13 protein-coding genes, 6 tRNA genes and 1 pseudogene are annotated in these 19,919 nt (G+C 43.8%); 16 read left to right on the plus strand and 4 right to left on the minus strand.

Translation table 11 applies throughout. The features are described from left to right. Positions 1 to 18: 18 nt before the first annotated feature. From Xedl_RS37875 to nagE, 3 genes are all read right to left on the minus strand, one after another. The gene (locus tag Xedl_RS37875) at positions 19 to 2,724 is read right to left on the minus strand and encodes a beta-N-acetylhexosaminidase (protein WP_074022358.1); all 2,706 of its coding nucleotides are present in this window, start codon (positions 2,722 to 2,724) and stop codon (positions 19 to 21) included. A gap of 217 nt (positions 2,725 to 2,941) precedes the next feature. Beyond that, entirely contained in the window at positions 2,942 to 4,612 is a 1,671-nt protein-coding gene (glnS, locus tag Xedl_RS37870; protein ID WP_074022357.1) for a glutamine--tRNA ligase, read from the minus strand. Positions 4,613 to 4,770: 158 nt separating this feature from the next. Further along, the gene (nagE, locus tag Xedl_RS37865) at positions 4,771 to 6,801 is read right to left on the minus strand and encodes an N-acetylglucosamine-specific PTS transporter subunit IIBC (protein ID WP_074022356.1); all 2,031 of its coding nucleotides are present in this window, start codon (positions 6,799 to 6,801) and stop codon (positions 4,771 to 4,773) included. A gap of 371 nt (positions 6,802 to 7,172) precedes the next feature. Between nagE and nagB the strand changes: the two genes are divergently transcribed. From nagB to Xedl_RS37815, 10 genes and pseudogenes are all read left to right on the plus strand, one after another. Next, positions 7,173 to 7,979, plus strand: coding sequence for a glucosamine-6-phosphate deaminase (gene nagB / locus Xedl_RS37860; protein ID WP_074022355.1), 807 nt, complete (start codon positions 7,173 to 7,175; stop codon positions 7,977 to 7,979). Between the two features lie 24 nt (positions 7,980 to 8,003). Next, entirely contained in the window at positions 8,004 to 9,161 is a 1,158-nt protein-coding gene (nagA, locus tag Xedl_RS37855) for an N-acetylglucosamine-6-phosphate deacetylase (protein ID WP_074022354.1), read from the plus strand. A 12-nt stretch (positions 9,162 to 9,173) separates the two neighbouring features. Continuing rightward, the gene (gene nagC, locus Xedl_RS37850; protein WP_074022353.1) at positions 9,174 to 10,397 is read left to right on the plus strand and encodes a DNA-binding transcriptional regulator NagC; all 1,224 of its coding nucleotides are present in this window, start codon (positions 9,174 to 9,176) and stop codon (positions 10,395 to 10,397) included. 154 nt (positions 10,398 to 10,551) lie between these two features. Further along, positions 10,552 to 10,628, plus strand: a tRNA-Met gene (locus Xedl_RS37845). A gap of 5 nt (positions 10,629 to 10,633) precedes the next feature. Continuing rightward, a tRNA-Leu gene (locus Xedl_RS37840) sits at positions 10,634 to 10,718 on the plus strand. A 69-nt stretch (positions 10,719 to 10,787) separates the two neighbouring features. Further along, positions 10,788 to 10,862: transfer RNA gene (locus Xedl_RS37835), tRNA-Gln, on the plus strand. A gap of 83 nt (positions 10,863 to 10,945) precedes the next feature. After that, a tRNA-Gln gene (locus tag Xedl_RS37830) sits at positions 10,946 to 11,020 on the plus strand. A gap of 41 nt (positions 11,021 to 11,061) precedes the next feature. Beyond that, a tRNA-Met gene (locus Xedl_RS37825) sits at positions 11,062 to 11,138 on the plus strand. A 14-nt stretch (positions 11,139 to 11,152) separates the two neighbouring features. Then, a tRNA-Gln gene (locus Xedl_RS37820) sits at positions 11,153 to 11,227 on the plus strand. A 332-nt stretch (positions 11,228 to 11,559) separates the two neighbouring features. Beyond that, a pseudogene (locus Xedl_RS37815) lies at positions 11,560 to 11,631 on the plus strand (IS630 transposase-related protein); the annotation flags it as partial. Between the two features lie 35 nt (positions 11,632 to 11,666). Here the strand turns inward: Xedl_RS37815 and ubiF are convergent. After that, positions 11,667 to 12,857, minus strand: coding sequence for a 3-demethoxyubiquinol 3-hydroxylase (gene ubiF, locus Xedl_RS37810; protein WP_074022581.1), 1,191 nt, complete (start codon positions 12,855 to 12,857; stop codon positions 11,667 to 11,669). 206 nt (positions 12,858 to 13,063) lie between these two features. On the opposite strand from ubiF, the gene miaB reads away from it, so the two are divergent. From miaB to Xedl_RS37780, 6 genes are all read left to right on the plus strand, one after another. Beyond that, complete coding sequence (miaB, locus tag Xedl_RS37805) at positions 13,064 to 14,494, plus strand: tRNA (N6-isopentenyl adenosine(37)-C2)-methylthiotransferase MiaB (RefSeq protein ID WP_074022352.1); 1,431 nt, start codon at positions 13,064 to 13,066, stop codon at positions 14,492 to 14,494. Between the two features lie 93 nt (positions 14,495 to 14,587). After that, positions 14,588 to 15,565: a PhoH family protein gene (locus tag Xedl_RS37800; RefSeq protein WP_422645896.1), complete on the plus strand. Its 978-nt coding sequence runs from the start codon at positions 14,588 to 14,590 to the stop codon at positions 15,563 to 15,565. Then, positions 15,562 to 16,029, plus strand: a complete 468-nt coding sequence (ybeY, locus tag Xedl_RS37795) for an rRNA maturation RNase YbeY (RefSeq protein ID WP_074022350.1) — start codon at positions 15,562 to 15,564, stop codon at positions 16,027 to 16,029. The genes Xedl_RS37800 and ybeY overlap by 4 nt, the downstream gene beginning before the upstream one ends. Before the next feature lie 70 nt (positions 16,030 to 16,099). Beyond that, positions 16,100 to 16,981, plus strand: a complete 882-nt coding sequence (gene corC, locus Xedl_RS37790; protein WP_074022349.1) for a CNNM family magnesium/cobalt transport protein CorC — start codon at positions 16,100 to 16,102, stop codon at positions 16,979 to 16,981. A gap of 11 nt (positions 16,982 to 16,992) precedes the next feature. Further along, positions 16,993 to 18,522: an apolipoprotein N-acyltransferase gene (lnt, locus tag Xedl_RS37785; RefSeq protein ID WP_074022348.1), complete on the plus strand. Its 1,530-nt coding sequence runs from the start codon at positions 16,993 to 16,995 to the stop codon at positions 18,520 to 18,522. Between the two features lie 420 nt (positions 18,523 to 18,942). After that, positions 18,943 to 19,830 (plus strand): amino acid ABC transporter substrate-binding protein, encoded by an 888-nt coding sequence (locus Xedl_RS37780; RefSeq protein ID WP_143187365.1) that lies wholly within the window; start codon positions 18,943 to 18,945, stop codon positions 19,828 to 19,830. Positions 19,831 to 19,919 lie beyond the last annotated feature (89 nt).

The raw sequence follows: 19,919 nt of genomic DNA on the forward strand, positions 1-19,919 counted from the left end.
ATTGCTCAAAAGCAGCCGTTAGAATTTAACTTCATCGATACGGCTAAAGCGTTTTCCATCAGTACTGACAGAACGAATTTTCACCTTGCCGCTGACATGAGGTCGCTGCCTGTCATTGTAATCCTGCCATGTTTTTCCATTATCCAATGAGTATTGGATAACCACCCCTGGCAATGCGATATTGGCTTCCAGTGTTTCAGAAACAATTCTGCCACCCGGCACTGGCAAACGATATGAAATTTGGGCGTTATCCAGCTTCGCTAGCTCACGCTGTCCGATCAGATTGGCAAAGCGTTCCCAATTTTGTTGCAGAAGAACCGTATCAACATAGTGCGTTATTCCACCTTTATACTCCCTGCCTTGCTGATAATTCTGCTCCCACTCTGCCTGGTGCCATGCCCGTTCTGCCAGCGGCAGTAAACGTGGATAAATCATATACTCCATTTGATCATCGGTGCGCACGGTTTCACTCCATAATTGCCCCGACATACCATAAGCCCCTGGCCAGCGTTTATTGCTATGAGTACTAAAGTAATTGCCATCACGATCCAGCGAGGTTTCAGCATTTTGTGGCATATTATTCGGAGCAAAGCTGAAAATTTTTGCCTCATCATTAAAGCGAGTTGCCCAATAGTAGCCCCGCTCTTTCGGATGGACTTCGTATGGCATATCCAGATAGACGTAATCAGGACTGGAAACAACAACCCGATAGCCCTTATTTGCCCAGTCATTGGCAGAATCATAACCTCCCCAATACAGGGTATCCCAAAAGTTCACCGCAACATGTTTAGTGGCGAAATCTTTTGCCGATTTAGCCTGTTTCAGGCCATCCTGCCACGCCTGCATGGTGCTGATACCGTGAGCATTGACGATTTTGCTGACTTCAATGGCAAAATAACTGGCAAGTTCATCAACATCTTTAATGACACCTTGCGCTATCATCTTCTGACAAGCCTGAGATTTTGCCCACGGTTTGTCTTCGATTTTCTGGTTGATAATGCCCTTATCTGGCACACTCGGTTCGTCTTTATCCTGGTATCCCGCGCCTAAACGAATATTTTTCGCCTCATCCCCACCAAAATGCCATGTATTCAACGGCAAACCGGCCTCTTGGTGCATGGCAACAACTTCGCTAATAACTTTATCGATAAACCGTTTTGAAGAGTCCATACACGGGTTAAGATAACTGTGGCGATCATAGAATTGCACGGAGGTGGTATTCGAGGTATCTGTCGGATCAAGCAGACGATATTCGTTGGCTTCCTGCTCTTTGCCCTGCGCCATAAGCCGCTTATAACGCGCTTCCATCGACATCACTGCGGCACGAGCATGGGCGGGTATATCAATTTCTGGGATCACTTCTATCTGGCGGGCTTTGGCATAGTTCAGAATATCAATGTAATCCTGACGGCTAAAATAGCCACTTCCCATATTGTTATTCTCTGGCCCTGATCCCAATTGCGGCAATAAGCACTGAGTCTCACTCAAATCATGGCAACGTTGACTGCCGATTTCAGTCAATTCCGGTAAATCAGGGATTTCTAAACGCCAACCTTCATCATCACTCAAATGGAAATGAAACTTGTTCAATTTATAGCGGGACATTTGATCAAGCAGACGCAAGACAGCTTCTTTACTATGAAAATTTCGCCCAACATCAAGAAACACACCACGATATTCAAACCGTGGAGCATCTTTTGCCGTCAGTGTCGCAATCTTTGGCATACCATTGGCAGGAAGTAAGGAAAATAGCGATTGTAGGCCATAGAATACACCAGATTGATCAAATGCGATGATTTGTGCCCCTTTGGTGGTAATCTCCAATAAATACGCACCTTTTATTCGCCAAGGCTTGGTAAATTGGTTTGCGTTGATTTGAGTCGCTATTCGGTAACCATTATCCGTTAAATGAATATCACGAGCTTTGAAACGCTCCCTGATCACGTTAATAGATTCACCGCTCAACCCACCTAACTCTAATTTCACGCCACGGGATAAATCCACATCCTGAGAATGAACGGAAAGCGCTTTCGGTGTCGGAATAATCTGCCCTCGCAGTTTATCTTCACTGATCGTTGCCACTTGTTGGTTTTTTGCAAAGCGGTTTTCAGGCGTCATCAGGGTATTGTTATCCGTTGTGGTTCGTTGCCACTGTTCACCTTTCAGATCAGATAAAAATTCGCTGATGTTTTCTGTATTAGTATTTGCCAAAATTTTGGGCGTCGCATCACCGGAAGTTGCATACCAACGCGGCATAAAATCTGTACTGTAAATCTGCCAATATTCACCAATAATGGGTAGCACGATCTTTTCATTGGCTTTGATGGCCGTAAATTGTTTCGTTGGCTCCAGTTTATGTAAGTCACCGGTAATATGGGTGATTTTGTATTGATCATTATCCAATTTCAGGATTTGGCGAATACTGTGAAAATAGAGCGCCCAATCGGAAGAGTTGATTGCCTGATCACCATTGCTCAAGATAATGTTGACCCGATTACAGGCCGCCGAATCAGCGCCAAGAATGGCACAATCTGTACCATGTGAACCCGCCTGATTATCAATGACTTTGAAAGTGACTTTTAACTGACTGAGTAAATCCACGATCTGTTGTGATGACATTGGATTTTGCGGCGACATTGCCGATGTCATTTCTGTATGAGCGCTGCCTATAAATCCAACTGCCGTGATAAATGCTGCCAAGGTACGTAATTTAATGGGTTTCATAAATTACCTCGTCCGAACTTATTATTTTTTCGATGGGTAAGCTTTGGGTAAATAATATACAAGTCTGGCCAGGAAATAACCCTATATAATATGTGACTATAAGGCAATTTTTAATCTTAGATGAAGGGGTTAATTTTCATTACGGGGCTATCAAGCACAAAAAAGCGTGAAAATAATCACGCTTTTTTGTGGAAAGGATCACATTATCTTAGTGAGGTTATGACTCTTGTGAGATTTTTGCCCAAGTATCGCGCAAGCCAACCGTTCGGTTAAAGACCAGATGTTCAGCGCTTGACAGACGGCTATCAGCACAGAAATAACCTTCACGCTCAAACTGATAGGTTGTTTCTGGCAATGCATTTGCCAACCCTGGTTCGACAAATCCTTTACGGATCACCAGCGAATTCTGATTGATAGTAGACAAGAAGTCATCTTCTGCCCCTGGATTTGCCACGCTGAACAGTCGGTCATACAGATAGAATTCTGCCGGTACACCGTGTGCTGCGCTTACCCAATGAATGACCCCCTTAACCTTGCGACCATCGGCTGGATCTTTGTTCAGGGTTTGCTCGTCATACTGGCAATAAATTGTCGTGATATTGCCTTCCGCGTCTTTCTCAACTCGCTCTGCTTTAATCACGTAAGCATTGCGCAGACGGACTTCTTTACCCAGAACCAGACGCTTATATTGACGGTTTGCTTCTTCACGGAAATCTGCACGGTCAATGTACAATTCACGGCTGAATGGCACTTCACGGCTGCCCATTTCTGGTTTGTTCGGGTGGTTAGGCATCGTCAGAATAACTTCACCTTCTGGCATGTTCTCAATCACCAGTTTCACCGGATCAAGAACCGCCATTGCGCGCGGTGCATTTTCGTTCAGATCATCACGAATGCAGGATTCCAATGCCGCCATTTCAACGTTGTTATCCTGTTTCGTCACACCAATACGGCGACAGAACTCACGGATAGCTGCCGCAGTATAACCACGACGGCGTAACCCAGAAATAGTTAGCATACGTGGGTCATCCCAACCATTAACGATGTTTTCTGTCACCAACTGGTTAAGCTTACGCTTGGACATCACCGTATATTCCAGGTTCAGGCGCGAGAATTCGTACTGACGTGGATGGCAATCAATCGTAATGTTATCCAATACCCAATCGTACAAACGGCGGTTATCCTGGAATTCCAGTGTACAGATGGAATGGGTGATCCCTTCCAGCGCATCGGAAATACAGTGCGTGAAATCATACATCGGATAGATGCACCATTTATTGCCTGACTGGTGATGCTCTGCAAATTTGATGCGGTAGATTACCGGATCACGCATAACAATAAACGAGGATGCCATATCAATTTTGGCACGCAAACACGCCTTGCCTTCAGCAAATTCACCGGCACGCATTTTTTCAAACAGCGCCAGGTTTTCTTCTACGCTGCGATCACGATATGGACTGTTTTTGCCTGGCTCTTTTAACGTACCGCGATATTCACGGATCTCTTCAGGACTCAGTTCATCGACATACGCCAGGCCTTTATTGATTAATTCAATAGCGTATTGATACAGGATATCGAAGTAGTCGGAAGAGTAGCGAATATCCCCACTCCACTGGAATCCCAACCACTGAACGTCAGTTTTAATCGATTCAACGTACTCGATATCTTCCTTGACGGGGTTTGTATCGTCAAAACGTAGGTTGCATTGTCCCTGATAGTCTTGAGCGATGCCGAAATTCAGGCAGATCGATTTGGCATGGCCGATATGCAGATAACCGTTGGGTTCAGGTGGGAAACGGGTATGTACGGATGTATGTTTACCAGTTGCCAGATCTTCGTCAATAATCTGACGAATAAAGTTTGTCGGGCGGGCATCTGCCTCACTCATCGTTTTTTTCCTCAATGCAAAAAGCGCTTCAACATAACCTTCTATAATCTAATAAGCTGAACCGAGAAACAATACTTTGTTCGTGGGAAATGGTTTATTTATTGTATCGGCTCAACTTTTTTTAACTCGTTATGACATAAAATGTTATGTGCATTAACTTATTGCATTACTTGAAATAAATCTGACTTATTAGCGATTACATTTCCCTTAGTAAGAATTTTCACACCAACATAATCATCAATATTGCTGATAATCACAGGACTGACCATTGATTTTGCATGTGCATTTAAATAATCCAGATCTAACTTCAATAGAGGATGCCCTATTTTCACTTTCTCCCCTTCTTCCACCAAACGCTCAAATCCTGTGCCATTCAGTGAGACTGTATCTATGCCGATATGAATAATGATCTCAATACCACTATCCGTTTCAATACATACCGCATGGTTGGTATCAAATATCTTCACGACCGTACCCGCAACAGGAGCAAAAATGATATTCGATGTGGGTCTTATGGCAATCCCATCACCGACTAATTTGCTGGAAAAGGCTTCATCAGGAACATCTTCCAATTTGACCAATTCACCCGTTACAGGAGCAATTAAAGTCAAAATGGGTTTACCTGCTGGCTCATCCTCTTTTTCCACCAAAACATCAGCCTCAGACTTGAGGGTTACTTTTGCCGCTGCAACATAACCTGTTTTCAGAATTTCTTTCATCATATTGGATATCAATTCTGCACGTGTACCAACAATAATCTGGACACTCTGCTTATTCAGGCGGATAACACCCGAAGCACCAAGATGTTTTACTAATTGTTCATTGACCAGGCTGGAATCGTTCACAGATAAACGTAAGCGAGTAATACAAGAGTCAACATTCGTCAAGTTGTCTGAACCTCCAACAGCAGCAATGTATTGATGGGCCTTTTCCTGAATGGAACCCGCTGAATTGCTCTCTTTTTTCGCCATATCAATATCATAACCATCAGTTTCATTTGTGGCTGACAACTCACGTCCGGGGGTCATCAAATTGAATTTTTTGATGGTGAAACGGAAGACAACATAATAAAGGCAGAAGAATACCAAACCCTGCGGAATCAACATGTACCAATGAACAGCCAGCGGGTTACGTGAAGAAAGTAACATATCGACAAATCCGGCACTAAAGCCAAAACCGGCAATCCAATGCATGGCAGCCGCAATATAAACCGAAATCCCAGTCATGATGGCATGCAGAACATAAAGCACTGGTGCAACAAACATGAAAGAAAATTCAAGCGGTTCTGTTACTCCTGTAAAGAAAGCCGCAAATGCCCCTGCCATCATAATACCAGCAACCTTCGCTCTATTTTCCGGACGAGCGCAGTGGTAAATCGCTAATGCAGCTCCCGGCAAGCCAAACATCATAATCGGGAAGAAACCAGCCTGATAACGGCCAGTGATACCCATAACCGCAGTTCCTGCTTCAATGGATTTCTGTCCACCAAGAAAGTTAGGAATGTCATTGATACCAGCAACATCAAACCAAAATACTGAGTTCAGTGCATGATGCAAACCAATGAGTATCAGCAGACGATTGAAGAAGGCATACAAACCCGCGCCAACGGAACCAAGATTGGTGATACTCTCACCGAATGCTACCAGCCAGTCATAAACTATTGGCCAAACAAACATCAAGATAAAAGACACAACAATCATCAAGAAAGAGTTCAAGATAGGAACTAAACGACGGCCACTAAAGAAAGACAGTGCTTGAGGTAGCTCTACACTACTGTAGCGGTTATACAGTTCAGCGGAAAATACCCCCACCAAGATCCCAACAAATTGGTTATTAATCTTGCTAAATGCTTTGGGAATTTCCTCAATCGGAATACCCTTAATCATTGCCACCGCTGCCGGAGAACATAGTTTCATGACAACAATAAATCCGATAAGTCCTGCCAGTGCAGCAGCTCCATCTTTATCTTTCGACATTCCATAGGCAATCCCAATCGCAAACAACATACCCATGTTATCAAGAATGGCATTGCCTGATGTGATAAGCAGTGCCGCCAACTCATTATCGGCCCCCCATCCCGTTGGATCAATCCAATAACCTACACCAACCAATATTGCCGCTGCCGGCAATGTTGCCACAGGCACCATTAATGCCCGACCAATCCGTTGTAAGTAGTTCAGAATGTTCACGTATGCCCCCTTGAAGCTCCGTTAATGGAATCTTTTAGTTAATCAATGTGTGGTGCCATCATTTATGTATTTATTGTTAATACGTTTTTAGTCTAAAAAAAATATTTTGTAACGCAAATTAAATCCATCTAACGCGTGATTAAAATCACCATATTTGATAATTTTTTAATCAAAAATCTAGCTAGTACGCAAAACTTATTTTATTATTAAAAATATCTATATTACATTGAATGCGACAAGACCCCACTTAGAACAAGTACGATGTGTAGTTTTGTCACACAGCTATCACGCCCCGCATTGATATCTCAAAATCATGTGTATCGTGCATAGTTCTCGTCATTAATTTATTGAATGTTTTTTAAGAGGTAATCATGAGGCTGATCCCCCTAACGACGGCAAGTGATGTTGGCCGATGGTCTGCTCACTATATTGCAAGCAGAATCAATGAATTCAATCCAACGGCTGAACACCCTTTCGTGCTTGGGCTTCCCACAGGCAGCACACCACTGGCAACCTACAAGGAACTTATTTCCCTGTATCAAGCTGGAAAAGTGAGCTTCAAGCATGTTGTGACATTTAATATGGACGAATATGTTGGACTATCGGAAGATCATCCCCAAAGCTACCACTCATTCATGTACCACAATTTCTTTAATCACATTGATATTCCAAAAGAGAACATCAATTTGTTAAATGGAAATGCGAAAGATATTGATATTGAGTGCCAGCGTTACGAAAATAAGATCAAGGCTTATGGCAAGATACATTTATTTATGGGTGGTGTTGGTAATGATGGGCATATTGCCTTTAATGAACCCGCATCTTCTCTCTCTTCACGCACCCGCATTAAAACATTGACCATTGAAACGCGGACTGCCAATTCCCGTTTTTTTAATAATGATGTGGAGCAAGTTCCCAAATATGCATTAACTGTTGGTGTGGGTACGTTAATGGATGCTGAAGAAGTTATGATTTTGGCAACTGGAATGAATAAAGCACAAGCTCTGCTTGCCGCAGTAGAAGGGAATATCAACCATATGTGGACAATCAGTTGTCTCCAGATGCATCCAAAATCACTTATTGCTTGCGATGAACCCGCCACTTTGGAACTGAAAGTAAAGACAGTGAAGTATTTTCACCAGTTAGAGGCCGATATCATTAATGAGTTCGCCAGCTAAACTGATCCAGGAGTTAAGATATCAATGTACGCGTTAACCAATGGCATTATTTATACCGGATATGACAGGCTCGATAACCATGCAGTCATTATTGCAGATGGTTTGATTAAACACGTCTGTCCGGTCAACGAGTTGCCAGAAGAGATTGAAAAACATGATTTACATGGCGCAAATCTCGCACCAGGATTTATTGATCTACAACTGAATGGTTGTGGGGGAGTCCAGTTTAATGAACAGTTGGAAGATATTTCAGAAGAGACTCTGCATACCATGCAGAAAACCAACCAGCGCTACGGTTGTACCAGTTTCCTGCCTACCCTCATCACCAGCCCCGATGAATTAATGATAAAAGCCATTGAAGTAATGCGCGCTTATTTGCAAAAAAATCCTAATCAGGCATTAGGGCTGCATCTGGAAGGACCTTATATCAATCCAATAAAAAAAGGAACTCATAATACAGCTTATATCCGCAAACCCACCGCTGAAATGGTTAATTACCTGTGCCTGAATGCGGATGTTATTACCAAAATCACCCTTGCTCCGGAAATAGTAGAAAGCAAATATATTCGACAATTGGCCGAAGCGGGTATTACGGTTTCTGCGGGTCATTCCAATGCCACCTATGAAGAAGCTCGTTATGGCTTCCAACATGGCATTACTTTCTCTACCCATTTATATAATGCCATGCCTGCGATTTCTGGCCGTCAGCCTGGGCTGGTGAGTGCCATTTATGACTCCCCTGAAGTCTATGCCGGCATTATCTGTGATGGAATGCATGTATCATGGCCAAATGTCCGCAATTCCAAGAGATTAAAAAATGAAAAACTTATTTTGGTAACAGATGCCATCCTTCCTGCCGGACTTGCCCCCGATGCCATAGAACAATTTACCTTTGCCAATAAAACAATATATTATCGAAATGGCTTATGTGTTGATGAAAATGGAACACTGAGCGGCTCATCAATCACAATGATTGATTGTGTTAAAAATAGTGTGGAGCATGTTGGTATTGCTTTGGATGAAACGTTGCGAATGGTGACGCTTTACCCAGCCCGCGCAATCGGTATTGATAAACACCTCGGTACGATTGAATCTGGCAAGGTAGCGAATCTGACCGCATTTACTCACGATTTCAAAATCTGCAAAACCATTGTTAACGGAAATGAAATCAAACTACCGTGAGTATAAAGATTGATGAGTAATGAGAACGCACAGAAGCAAATTGGTAATATTGATCTCGTCAAACAGCTAAATAGTGCGGTGGTCTATCGGCTGATTGATCAGCATGGGCCAATATCACGTATCCAGATTGCAGAAGAGAGCCAGCTTGCCCCTGCTAGCGTAACCAAAATTACTCGTCAATTATTGGAGCGGGGCCTGATAAAAGAAGTCGAACATCAGGCTTCCACTGGCGGAAGACGCGCAATCTCTATTATTACTGAAACACGCCATTTCCATACTATTGGAGTCCGGCTTGGGCGCCATGATGCGACCGTGGCGCTGTTCGATATGAGCGGCAAGACGTTAGTGGAAGCACACTATCCTGTGCGGGAAAATAGTCAGCATGAAGTCGAAAAACGAATTATTTACGCCATTGAAAGTTTCATCGACAAAAACCAGCGCCGGATCCGTGAATTGATCGCAATTTCCGTTATTCTGCCCGGACTGGTTGACCCTGACCAAGGTATTATCCGCTATATGCCACACATTAAAGTAGATAACTGGCCTCTGGTTAAGATCCTCAAAGAACATTTCAATATTTTCTGTTTTATTGGTCATGATATTCGCAGCCTTGCATTAGCAGAAAATTATTTCGGGGCAACACGCGATTGTGAAGATTCCATTCTGGTGCGCATCCATCGCGGCACAGGGGCTGGTGTCATTGTTAACAACAATATTTTACGCAATAAACGCGGCAATCTGGGTGAGATAGGCCATATCCAAATCGATCCTCTGGGTCAACGTTGCCATTGTGGTAATTTTGGTTGTCTGGAGACCATTGCGTCCAATTCAGCAATAGAAGCTAAAGTACAGCAACAATTACGCCAAGGGTTTCCAAGTCAGCTTGCCTTGAATAATTGCAATATCCATGCAATTTGCCTTGCCGCCAATGCGGGTGATCTGCTTGCAACAGAAGTCATCAGACAAGTAGGACTCTATCTCGGCAAGGCTATCTCAATCGCCATTAACCTATTTAACCCTCAGAAGGTGGTGATTGCCGGAGAAATTACTGAAGCAGAACAGGTATTACTGCCGATTATCAAAAGCAGCATCAATACCCAAGTATTAGAAGCATTCCGTGAAAACCTCCCCGTGGTGGTTTCTGAGCTAAATCACTGTTCAGCAATTGGAGCATTCGCCCTAACGAAACGTGCAATGCTTAATGGTGTACTGTTACAACATCTTCTTGGCGGATAATTTCAACCGTTTTAGCCGACTTTGTCGACAAAGCGCTTATAAGACAAACAAACAAACGATTTTGTGCATATTTCTTTAAAAAAGCAGTTGACGCATCTGTCTGATATACGCATAATTCGCCCCGCACCGCCGATGAAGGCAAAGCGAGAAAGATGGCTACGTAGCTCAGCTGGTTAGAGCACAGCACTCATAATGCTGGGGTCACAGGTTCGATTCCCGTCGTAGCCACCATCTTTGCGGGAGTGGCGAAATTGGTAGACGCACCAGATTTAGGTTCTGGCGCCGCAAGGTGTGCGAGTTCAAGTCTCGCCTCCCGCACCATTTTCTTCATCGGGTTGTACTTACGATGTGTTTTAGTAACGATTTTAAGTTTTAGTCTGTAGTTTCAGGTGGGGTATCGCCAAGCGGTAAGGCACCAGGTTTTGATCCTGGCATGCCCTGGTTCGAATCCAGGTACCCCAGCCATTTAACTGAAACAGAAAGTTAAAACGAGCTAGAATTAACTAGGCACTCTGGGAATAACAAAGGCTGCATTGATAATACTCAGATGGGGTATCGCCAAGCGGTAAGGCACCAGGTTTTGATCCTGGCATACCCTGGTTCGAATCCAGGTACCCCAGCCATATTAATGAGATTTATCAAAAAAATTACGTTTAACGTAAATGGCTACGTAGCTCAGCTGGTTAGAGCACAGCACTCATAATGCTGGGGTCACAGGTTCGATTCCCGTCGTAGCCACCATTTAAAAATTCAGTTGGGGTATCGCCAAGCGGTAAGGCACCGGATTCTGATTCCGGCATTCCCAGGTTCGAATCCTGGTACCCCAGCCAGTATTTTCAATGAGTTACATTATTTAACAAGTTGAAAAAGAATATACAGGTAAAATATTCTTTGATGTGCAAGCCGCCTTTTAGGTGGTTTTTTCTATTTATGAGCCACAAAAACCACCTCATTTATTCCTCAATAGATAAAAAATCTCATCATTTTCGACTGAAAACTTTTGCCCATTACGCCACAAATCACCCACCTCCCCTATCTCAAATTACACACGAATCTGCCGGCATCTGGAAACGAACGGAAATAAATCGACCAACAGGGATATAGCTAAATCATATCAATATGACATAATATCTAAACCTAAGATGACAAGGCATAAAATGAGATGGGCTACAGCTTAGATTTTCGAAAAAGAGTATTGGCATACAAAGACAAGCATTCGTTGACTTTTGAACAAAACTAGCCCCATAAGGGGCTAATAGGAGGTAATATTCATCCCAGTCCCAATGCGTATTTCAGCGCCAGATTTTTCATGACGCCTGAACGCTGCGCTGCCATTAATGCCAGATTTCGTACCGTTTTTAACCCTGGCAAATCATGACTGAATGCGGTATGGAAAAAATCCATTCCCGCCTGCATCACCAAATTATCCGGCATTCTGCGACGCTGATAACGCATCAAGACAGCCAAAGAATCCCACTCTTCCAATAATTCCTTAGCACCAGTCAGCACCTTGAGTAATACATCAACATCCCGATAGCCTAAATTCACTCCCTGCCCTGCCAACGGGTTGATGGTATGAGCCGCATCCCCCAGCAAAACCAATCCTTCTTGTACGTAATGGTTGGCATGATGACGAGTCAGTGGAAATGAACCCGCAGCAATCGGGGTGACGTTACCCAAACGAGTGGGAAATGCCTGAAAAATTTCTCGCTCAAGTTGTGCCATCGTCATTGACTGCAATTGACGAATACGAGCAGGAGAATCGTACCAAACTAACGAAGCCCATTGATCAAACAACGGCAGAAAAGCCCTGGGACCAGAAGGAAAAAATTGTTGCCATGTTATATCTTGTTGAGGCTGGTTGGTCTTGACGGTTATCAACATACATGACTGCCGATATTGCCACCCGTTACTGCCAATACCCGCCAATTGACGGACTTGAGAACGGGCACCATCTGCGCCAATAATCAAGCGTGTGTTAATTTCCATGCCATCTGCCAATGTCATCAGCCACGTTTTATTCTTATGCTGGCGCTGCATAGATTGCAAAACAGTGGGGCAAATCAATGTCAGGTTTGGATAACGTTCAAATTCCTGCCACAATGCCAGTTGCAAGACACGATTCTCAACCATATACCCCAACTCTGGCAGCCCCAAACTTTCAGCGTCGAAAACGACGTTCGAATCATTTTGCTCCCATGTTTCCAGCTTTCGATAAGGGGCACTACGCATTCGTAGTACGTTTTCCCATGCTCCCAATTGATTCAATAAATCCACTGAAGCACAACTAATCGCAGATATACGAACATCAGGTTCACTATCTGCATCATAAGACGCGGGAGGCTGGTGCTCCAATAATGCAACACGCCAACCTTCCTGCGCCAATCCCAATGCTGTCGCAGCGCCAATCATACCTGCGCCGACGACAACGATATCGAATTTTTGTTGTGGATTATTCATATTCATCACGTCATTAACTTATTGATTAAAATAGTCTACCGGAATTTTCCCTTTCCGGCTGTGAATATCCGCTGTTACAGTCTGGTCACTGGTGCCTCAAATGACTACAATAACCAACAATATTATGCTAAATACACTAAGTGCAATATATTGCACTTTTCAGTGTTGAAGCATCATTCCACTGGAAACACCGGATACAACACAAAATGTCGACGATAAAAAAACTGTATATCAAAACCTGGGGCTGTCAGATGAACGAATACGATTCATCCAAGATGGCCGATTTGCTGGAAACCACTCACGGTTATCAGTTAACCGATGTCGCCGAAGAAGCAGATATCTTACTCCTGAATACTTGTTCAATCCGTGAAAAGGCGCAGGAAAAAGTCTTTCACCAACTTGGCCGCTGGAAAGGCCTGAAAGATAAAAACCCTGAAATCATTATCGGTGTGGGTGGTTGTGTGGCTTCCCAGGAAGGGGATTACATTCGCCAGCGCTCTCCTAGCGTCGATATTATTTTCGGACCACAAACCCTGCACCGCCTGCCCGAAATGATTAATCATGTCAAAGGCAGCCGCAGCCCGATTGTTGACATCAGTTTCCCTGAAATTGAAAAGTTTGACCGCCTGCCTGAGCCTCGTGCAGACGGCCCAACTGCATTCGTTTCCATCATGGAAGGCTGCAATAAGTACTGCACATTCTGTGTTGTACCTTACACCCGCGGAGAAGAAGTCAGCCGTCCTTGTGATGATATTTTATTCGAAATTGCACAACTTGCTGCGCAAGGTGTACGTGAAGTTAATCTGCTCGGTCAAAACGTTAATGCTTATCGTGGCGCTACGTTTGATGGGGGCATCTGTACATTTGCAGAACTGCTGCGTCTGGTAGCGGCTATTGATGGTATCGACCGTATTCGCTTCACCACTAGCCACCCAATTGAGTTTACTGACGATATTATCGCCGTCTACGAAGATACTCCTGAGTTAGTGAGCTTCCTGCATCTGCCAGTCCAGAGTGGTTCTGATCGTATCCTTACCCTGATGAAGCGCGCCCATACTGCACTAGAATATAAAGGTATTATTCGCCGTTTGCGTAAAGCACGTCCTGACATCCTGATCAGTTCTGACTTCATCATTGGTTTCCCAGGTGAAACACAGGATGATTTTGAAAAAACCATGAAACTGATTGCCGATGTTAACTTCGATATGAGTTTCAGCTTCATCTATTCAGCGCGTCCAGGAACACCCGCCGCCGATTTGCCAGATGACGTAAGTGAAGAAGAGAAGAAACAGCGCTTGTACCTGCTCCAGCAGCGCATTAACCAACAAGCGATGAGCTTCAGCCGTGCAATGCTTGGCACTACACAGCGCATTCTGGTTGAGGGTCCGTCACGCAAAAATATCATGGAACTCTCTGGCCGTACCGAAAATAACCGTGTGGTTAACTTTGAGGGAACGCCTGACATGATTGGTAAATTTGTTGATGTTGAAATTGTTGACGTATACGCTAACTCCTTGCGTGGTAAAGTGATCCGTACTGAAGATGAGATGGATCTGCGCATCCATGAGTCACCTGAATCAGTCATTGCCCGTACTCGCAAAGAAGATGAACTCGGCGTTGGCCTTTACCAGCCTTAATAGGCTCTAACATAGAGATAATCAGTGACACAAATACACTCACAAGTAGCAACCCAAGAAATCTTTCTGGAACCCGCAGACAATCAACGTCTGATGAGCCTGTGTGGACCACTTGATGATAATCTGAAACAACTTGAGCGCCGTTTGGGTATTGAAATCAATCGCCGCGATAACCGTTTCAAACTGGCAGGTAAACCATTGTGTGTTAGTGCAGCCGCGGGGATCCTGCGTCACCTTTATGTTGAAACCGCGCCTATACGCGGCATGATACCGGATCTTGAGCCTGAACAGGTTCATCTCGCGATTACCGAAAGCCGAGTGCTGGAACAAGCAGCAGAAAGCGTTCCTGAATACGGCAAGGCCGTCAATATCAAAACCAAACGGGGTGTTGTAAAGCCCCGCACGCCCAATCAGGCGCAATACATTGCTAACATCCTTGATCACGATATCACATTCGGAGTGGGGCCTGCGGGTACAGGGAAAACGTATTTGGCTGTCGCTGCGGCGGTTGATGCACTGGAACGTCAGGAAATCCGCCGTATCCTGCTAACCCGTCCTGCGGTTGAAGCCGGCGAAAAACTGGGCTTCTTGCCTGGTGATCTCAGCCAGAAAGTCGACCCTTATCTGCGCCCGCTTTACGATGCCCTGTTTGAGATGATGGGATTTGAAAAAGTTGAGAAGCTGATCGAAAGAAACGTTATTGAAGTAGCACCACTGGCTTATATGCGTGGACGTACCCTCAATGATGCCTTTATTATTCTCGACGAAAGCCAGAATACGACCATTGAACAGATGAAAATGTTCCTGACTCGTATTGGTTTTAATTCTAAGGCAGTCATTACTGGTGACGTCACCCAGATTGACCTGCCAAGAGGCCAAAAATCAGGACTGAGTCATGCAATTGAAGTTTTATCTGATGTTGATGAACTGAGTTTTAACTTCTTACATAGTGAGGACGTTGTTCGCCATCCGGTGGTTGCAAAAGTTGTAATCGCCTATGAAGCATGGGAAGCGGCGGAACAGGAACGTAAAAAATTGCTCGCAGAGAAACGCCGACAGGAAACACAATGAGTTCAGTTATACTAGATTTGCAAATTGCATGTGAAAACCCCGCAGGGCTTCCCGAAGAAGTCCTTTTCCAGCGCTGGCTGGAAGGTGTTTTACCGCAATTTCAGGCCGAAAGTGAAGTGACTATCCGCTTGGTTGATGAGGCAGAAAGCCACGATTTAAACCTCACTTATCGCGGGAAAGATAAACCAACGAATGTGTTATCCTTCCCATTTGAAGCGCCACCTGAAGTTGAATTACCCTTACTCGGTGATTTAATCATCTGTCGCCAGGTTGTTGAAAAAGAGGCAGATGAGCAACAAAAAACGGCCGAAGAACACTGGGCGCATATGGTGGTTCACGGCTGTCTTCATCTTCTGGGATATGATCATATTGAAGACGATGAAGCGGAGGAAATGGAAGCTCTGGAAACAGAGATCCTAAAAAAAATGGGTTATGCTGATCCCTATCTCGCGGAAAAAGAATAACCCTTGTCAACATTTTTATGTTAAACATAATAGTCTACGATTTTATATGGGGAATTTTCATTAAAACGCCATGAGCGACGACCATCCTTCATCAAGTAACGATAACCCTGACCCTAAGAAAGGCTTTTTTGCACTTCTTAATCAGCTTTTTCACGGTGAACCGAAAAACCGTGATGATTTGGTTGAACTGATCCGTGATTCTGAGCAGAACGACCTAATCGATCCCGATACCCGCGAGATGCTCGAAGGTGTTATGGATATTGCTGATCAACGCGTGCGTGACATTATGATCCCACGCTCACAGATCGTTACCTTAAAACGCAACCAATCTCTGGACGAATGTCTGGATGTTATTATTGACTCAGCCCACTCACGCTTTCCCGTGATCAGCGAAGATAAAGATCACATCGAAGGCATATTAATGGCGAAAGATCTGCTACCCTTCATGCGTACAAATGCAGAACCTTTCAGCATTGATAAAGTACTTCGTCAGGCTGTTGTCGTGCCGGAAAGTAAACGTGTTGACCGCCTGCTGAAAGAATTTCGCTCCCAACGCTACCATATGGCGATTGTGATCGATGAATTTGGCGGCGTTTCGGGGCTGGTCACAATTGAGGATATTCTTGAACTGATTGTAGGTGAAATAGAGGATGAATACGATGATGATGAAGATAACGATATTCGTGCTTTAAACCGCCACTCCTATTCAGTGCGGGCATTGACTCAAATTGAGGATTTTAATGACGTTTTTGGCACCAATTTCAGCGATGAAGAAGTTGATACTATTGGTGGGCTAGTCATGCAGGCATTTGGGCATCTGCCTTCACGTGGGGAATCCATCACCATTGATGGCTACCTGTTCAAAGTGACAATGTCTGATAGCCGTAAAATCATTCAGGTTCATGTAAAAATACCGGATGATGCTGACGTTCCTGGCCTTGATAAACAATAAATAGGATCTGGATGAACAAAGCCTCATTAATAAGTTGCCAGCGGCTACGTGCTGCGCTGGCACTTTTTTTCGGAGCCAGTGGAACACTGGCTTTTTCACCTTTTGATTTCTGGCCTGCCGCACTTGTTTCCCTTTTTGGCCTGCAAATCCTTTCCTTGAACAGAACAACCCGTCAAGCTTGCTTTATTGGCTTATGCTGGGGTTTGGGCTTATTTGGTAGTGGCGCAAACTGGGTTTATGTCAGTATCGCCGACTTTGGTGGTATGCCAACCGCTATCAATCTCTTTTTGGTGATCCTGCTATCTGCCTACCTTGCTCTTTATCCTGCTCTGTTTGCTGGTTTATTGAACCGCTTTTTCCCGGTTTCTAATAGCATCAGGCTGGTTATCGCCAGCCCAGCGCTGTGGCAGTTGACAGAATTCTTGCGTGGCTGGGTGTTATCTGGGTTTCCGTGGTTACAATTTGGTTATAGCCAAATTGATGGCCCGATGAAAGCCATCGCGCCTATTCTGGGAGTAGAAGGTATTACTTTCTTGCTGATGATGATCAGCGGGCTACTGGTTTTTGCCATCACCCAGAAAAAAATTTCCGCGGCTATTTTCGCCACTATACTGCTACTGTTACCGTGGACAATGAAGCACTACCCGTGGTACACCCTACAACCAGAAAAAACCACTGATATTGCTTTGGTTCAGGGTAATATTCCTCAGGCCATAAAGTGGAACCCCGCTGTTCTTGGAAAAACGCTGGATATTTATTTGGATAACAGCCGTCCTTTCATTGGTCAAGTGCCAATTATCATTTGGCCAGAATCAGCCATTCCTGATTATGAATATAACCAAAGTGATTTCCTGACTAAATTGGATACCGTATTGAGGGAACACAATACTAGCTTAATCACTGGCGTTGTGGATGCCCGACAAACATTGGAAGGTTATAAATTCTATAACAGCATTATCGTTTTAGGGGACAAGATACCTTACCAATACCCCGCGCTAACCCGCTACGACAAACATCACCTAGTACCATTTGGTGAGTTTGTGCCATTGGCATCAATACTGCGACCACTAGCCCCGTTATTCAATTTGCCAATGTCTTCTTTTAGCCAAGGTAATTACATTCAGCCTCAACTTTCTGTTGCCGGGCACAATATTACTGCGGCTATCTGCTATGAAATTATTTTAGGTGAACAAGTACGTGATAATTTCAAACCTGACACAGAGTTCCTTCTAACCGTTTCTAATGATGCCTGGTTTGGACGTTCCATTGGCCCCTGGCAGCATTTCCAAATGGCACGGATGCGTGCCCTTGAACTAGGACGTCCTCTGCTAAGAGGAACGAATAATGGTGTTACAGCCGTAATCAACCCTGATGGCTCCATTCAGGCTGAACTTCCACAATTTACCCGACAGGTATTGGAAGCCAAAGTAACGCCAGCCACAGGAATAACACCTTATTTTCGCTTCGGAAATTTACCAATATGGGGTGCAAGCGTCCTGTTTTTCATCTTTGCTTTTATAAAAAAACGTCGCAAAACTTAATTTTCTATTTTCTTTTAATGAAACGTTAATCATGGTCAGGGCATATTAGTTATGTCCTGATTTCACTTACCCCTCGATTTAATCACTGATATAATAAAAATCCATCACACACATCACCATAAAATACCCGCAAAAACAGAATAATACTCCAAATAGCGCAAAGTGTGAACACTATTCAATATTATTCGCTTTTTAACCACACATAAATGAAATTGTTTATTTATAGTGCGATGTAGGTCGCGAAATAGAAACATTATGGTTTCAAAAAAGTAACACTTTGAATTATTTTTTTACAGCACACAAACAAAACAACCCAAAAAAATCGTTTCAACAGTCTTAATTTATGTAGAAACATGCAGAAACACAGTTATCTGTAAAAAATCCAATTTCACAAAAAATAGCCAGATAAAGGAGCTGTATATGCGTAATTTGATGTTAACCATGATGTTACTTAGCGCAGTTGGGTCTGCCCATGCTGAGGAATTGACAGGAACACTGAAAAAAATCAAGGATAATGGCATTATCGTTGTTGGACATCGAGAATCTTCTGTTCCATTCTCTTACTACGATAATCGACAAAACGTCGTTGGTTATTCCCAGGATTATTCCAACCTCATTGTTGATGCCGTCAAGAAAAAGCTGGATGTGCCTAATTTGCAAGTTAAGCTTATCCCAATTACCTCCCAGAATCGCATTCCCCTGCTGCAAAACGGTACTTTCGATTTTGAATGTGGCTCTACTACCAATAACCTGGAACGACAGAAACAAGCGGCATTCTCCAACACTATCTTTTCCGTCGGTACTCGTTTGCTGACCAAAAAAGATTCAGGCATTAAGGGATTTGATGATCTGGCAGGAAAAAATGTCGTTGTGACTTCCGGCACAACGTCTGAAATCTTGCTGAATAAGCTCAATGATGAGAAGCAAATGAAAATGCGTATCATCAGTGCCAAAGACCACGGTGATTCATTCCGCACCCTGGAATCAGGCCGTGCTGTCGCCTTTATGATGGACGATGCCTTGCTCGCTGGTGAACGCGCGAAAGCCAAAAAACCCGATCAATGGATCATTGTTGGCAAACCACAATCGGAAGAAGCATACGGCTGTATGCTGCGCAAAAATGATCCTCAATTTAAGCAATTAATTGATAACGTTATTGCCAAAACACAAACCTCCGGTGAAGCAGAAAAAATGTTTGATCGCTGGTTCAAAGAACCTATTCCACCTAAAAACCTGAATTTAAACTTCTCTATGTCAGATGAAATGCGAGCTTTGTTTAAATCACCAAATGATAAGGCATTGAATTAAATAACTAAAATTACGACTTAATTGGCAAAACGGATATGAGGTAGTCGTTCCCTGCCTCATTTTTTCCAGATTTCAATTCGATGAATGAC

It is taken from the genome of Xenorhabdus eapokensis (assembly GCF_001908105.1).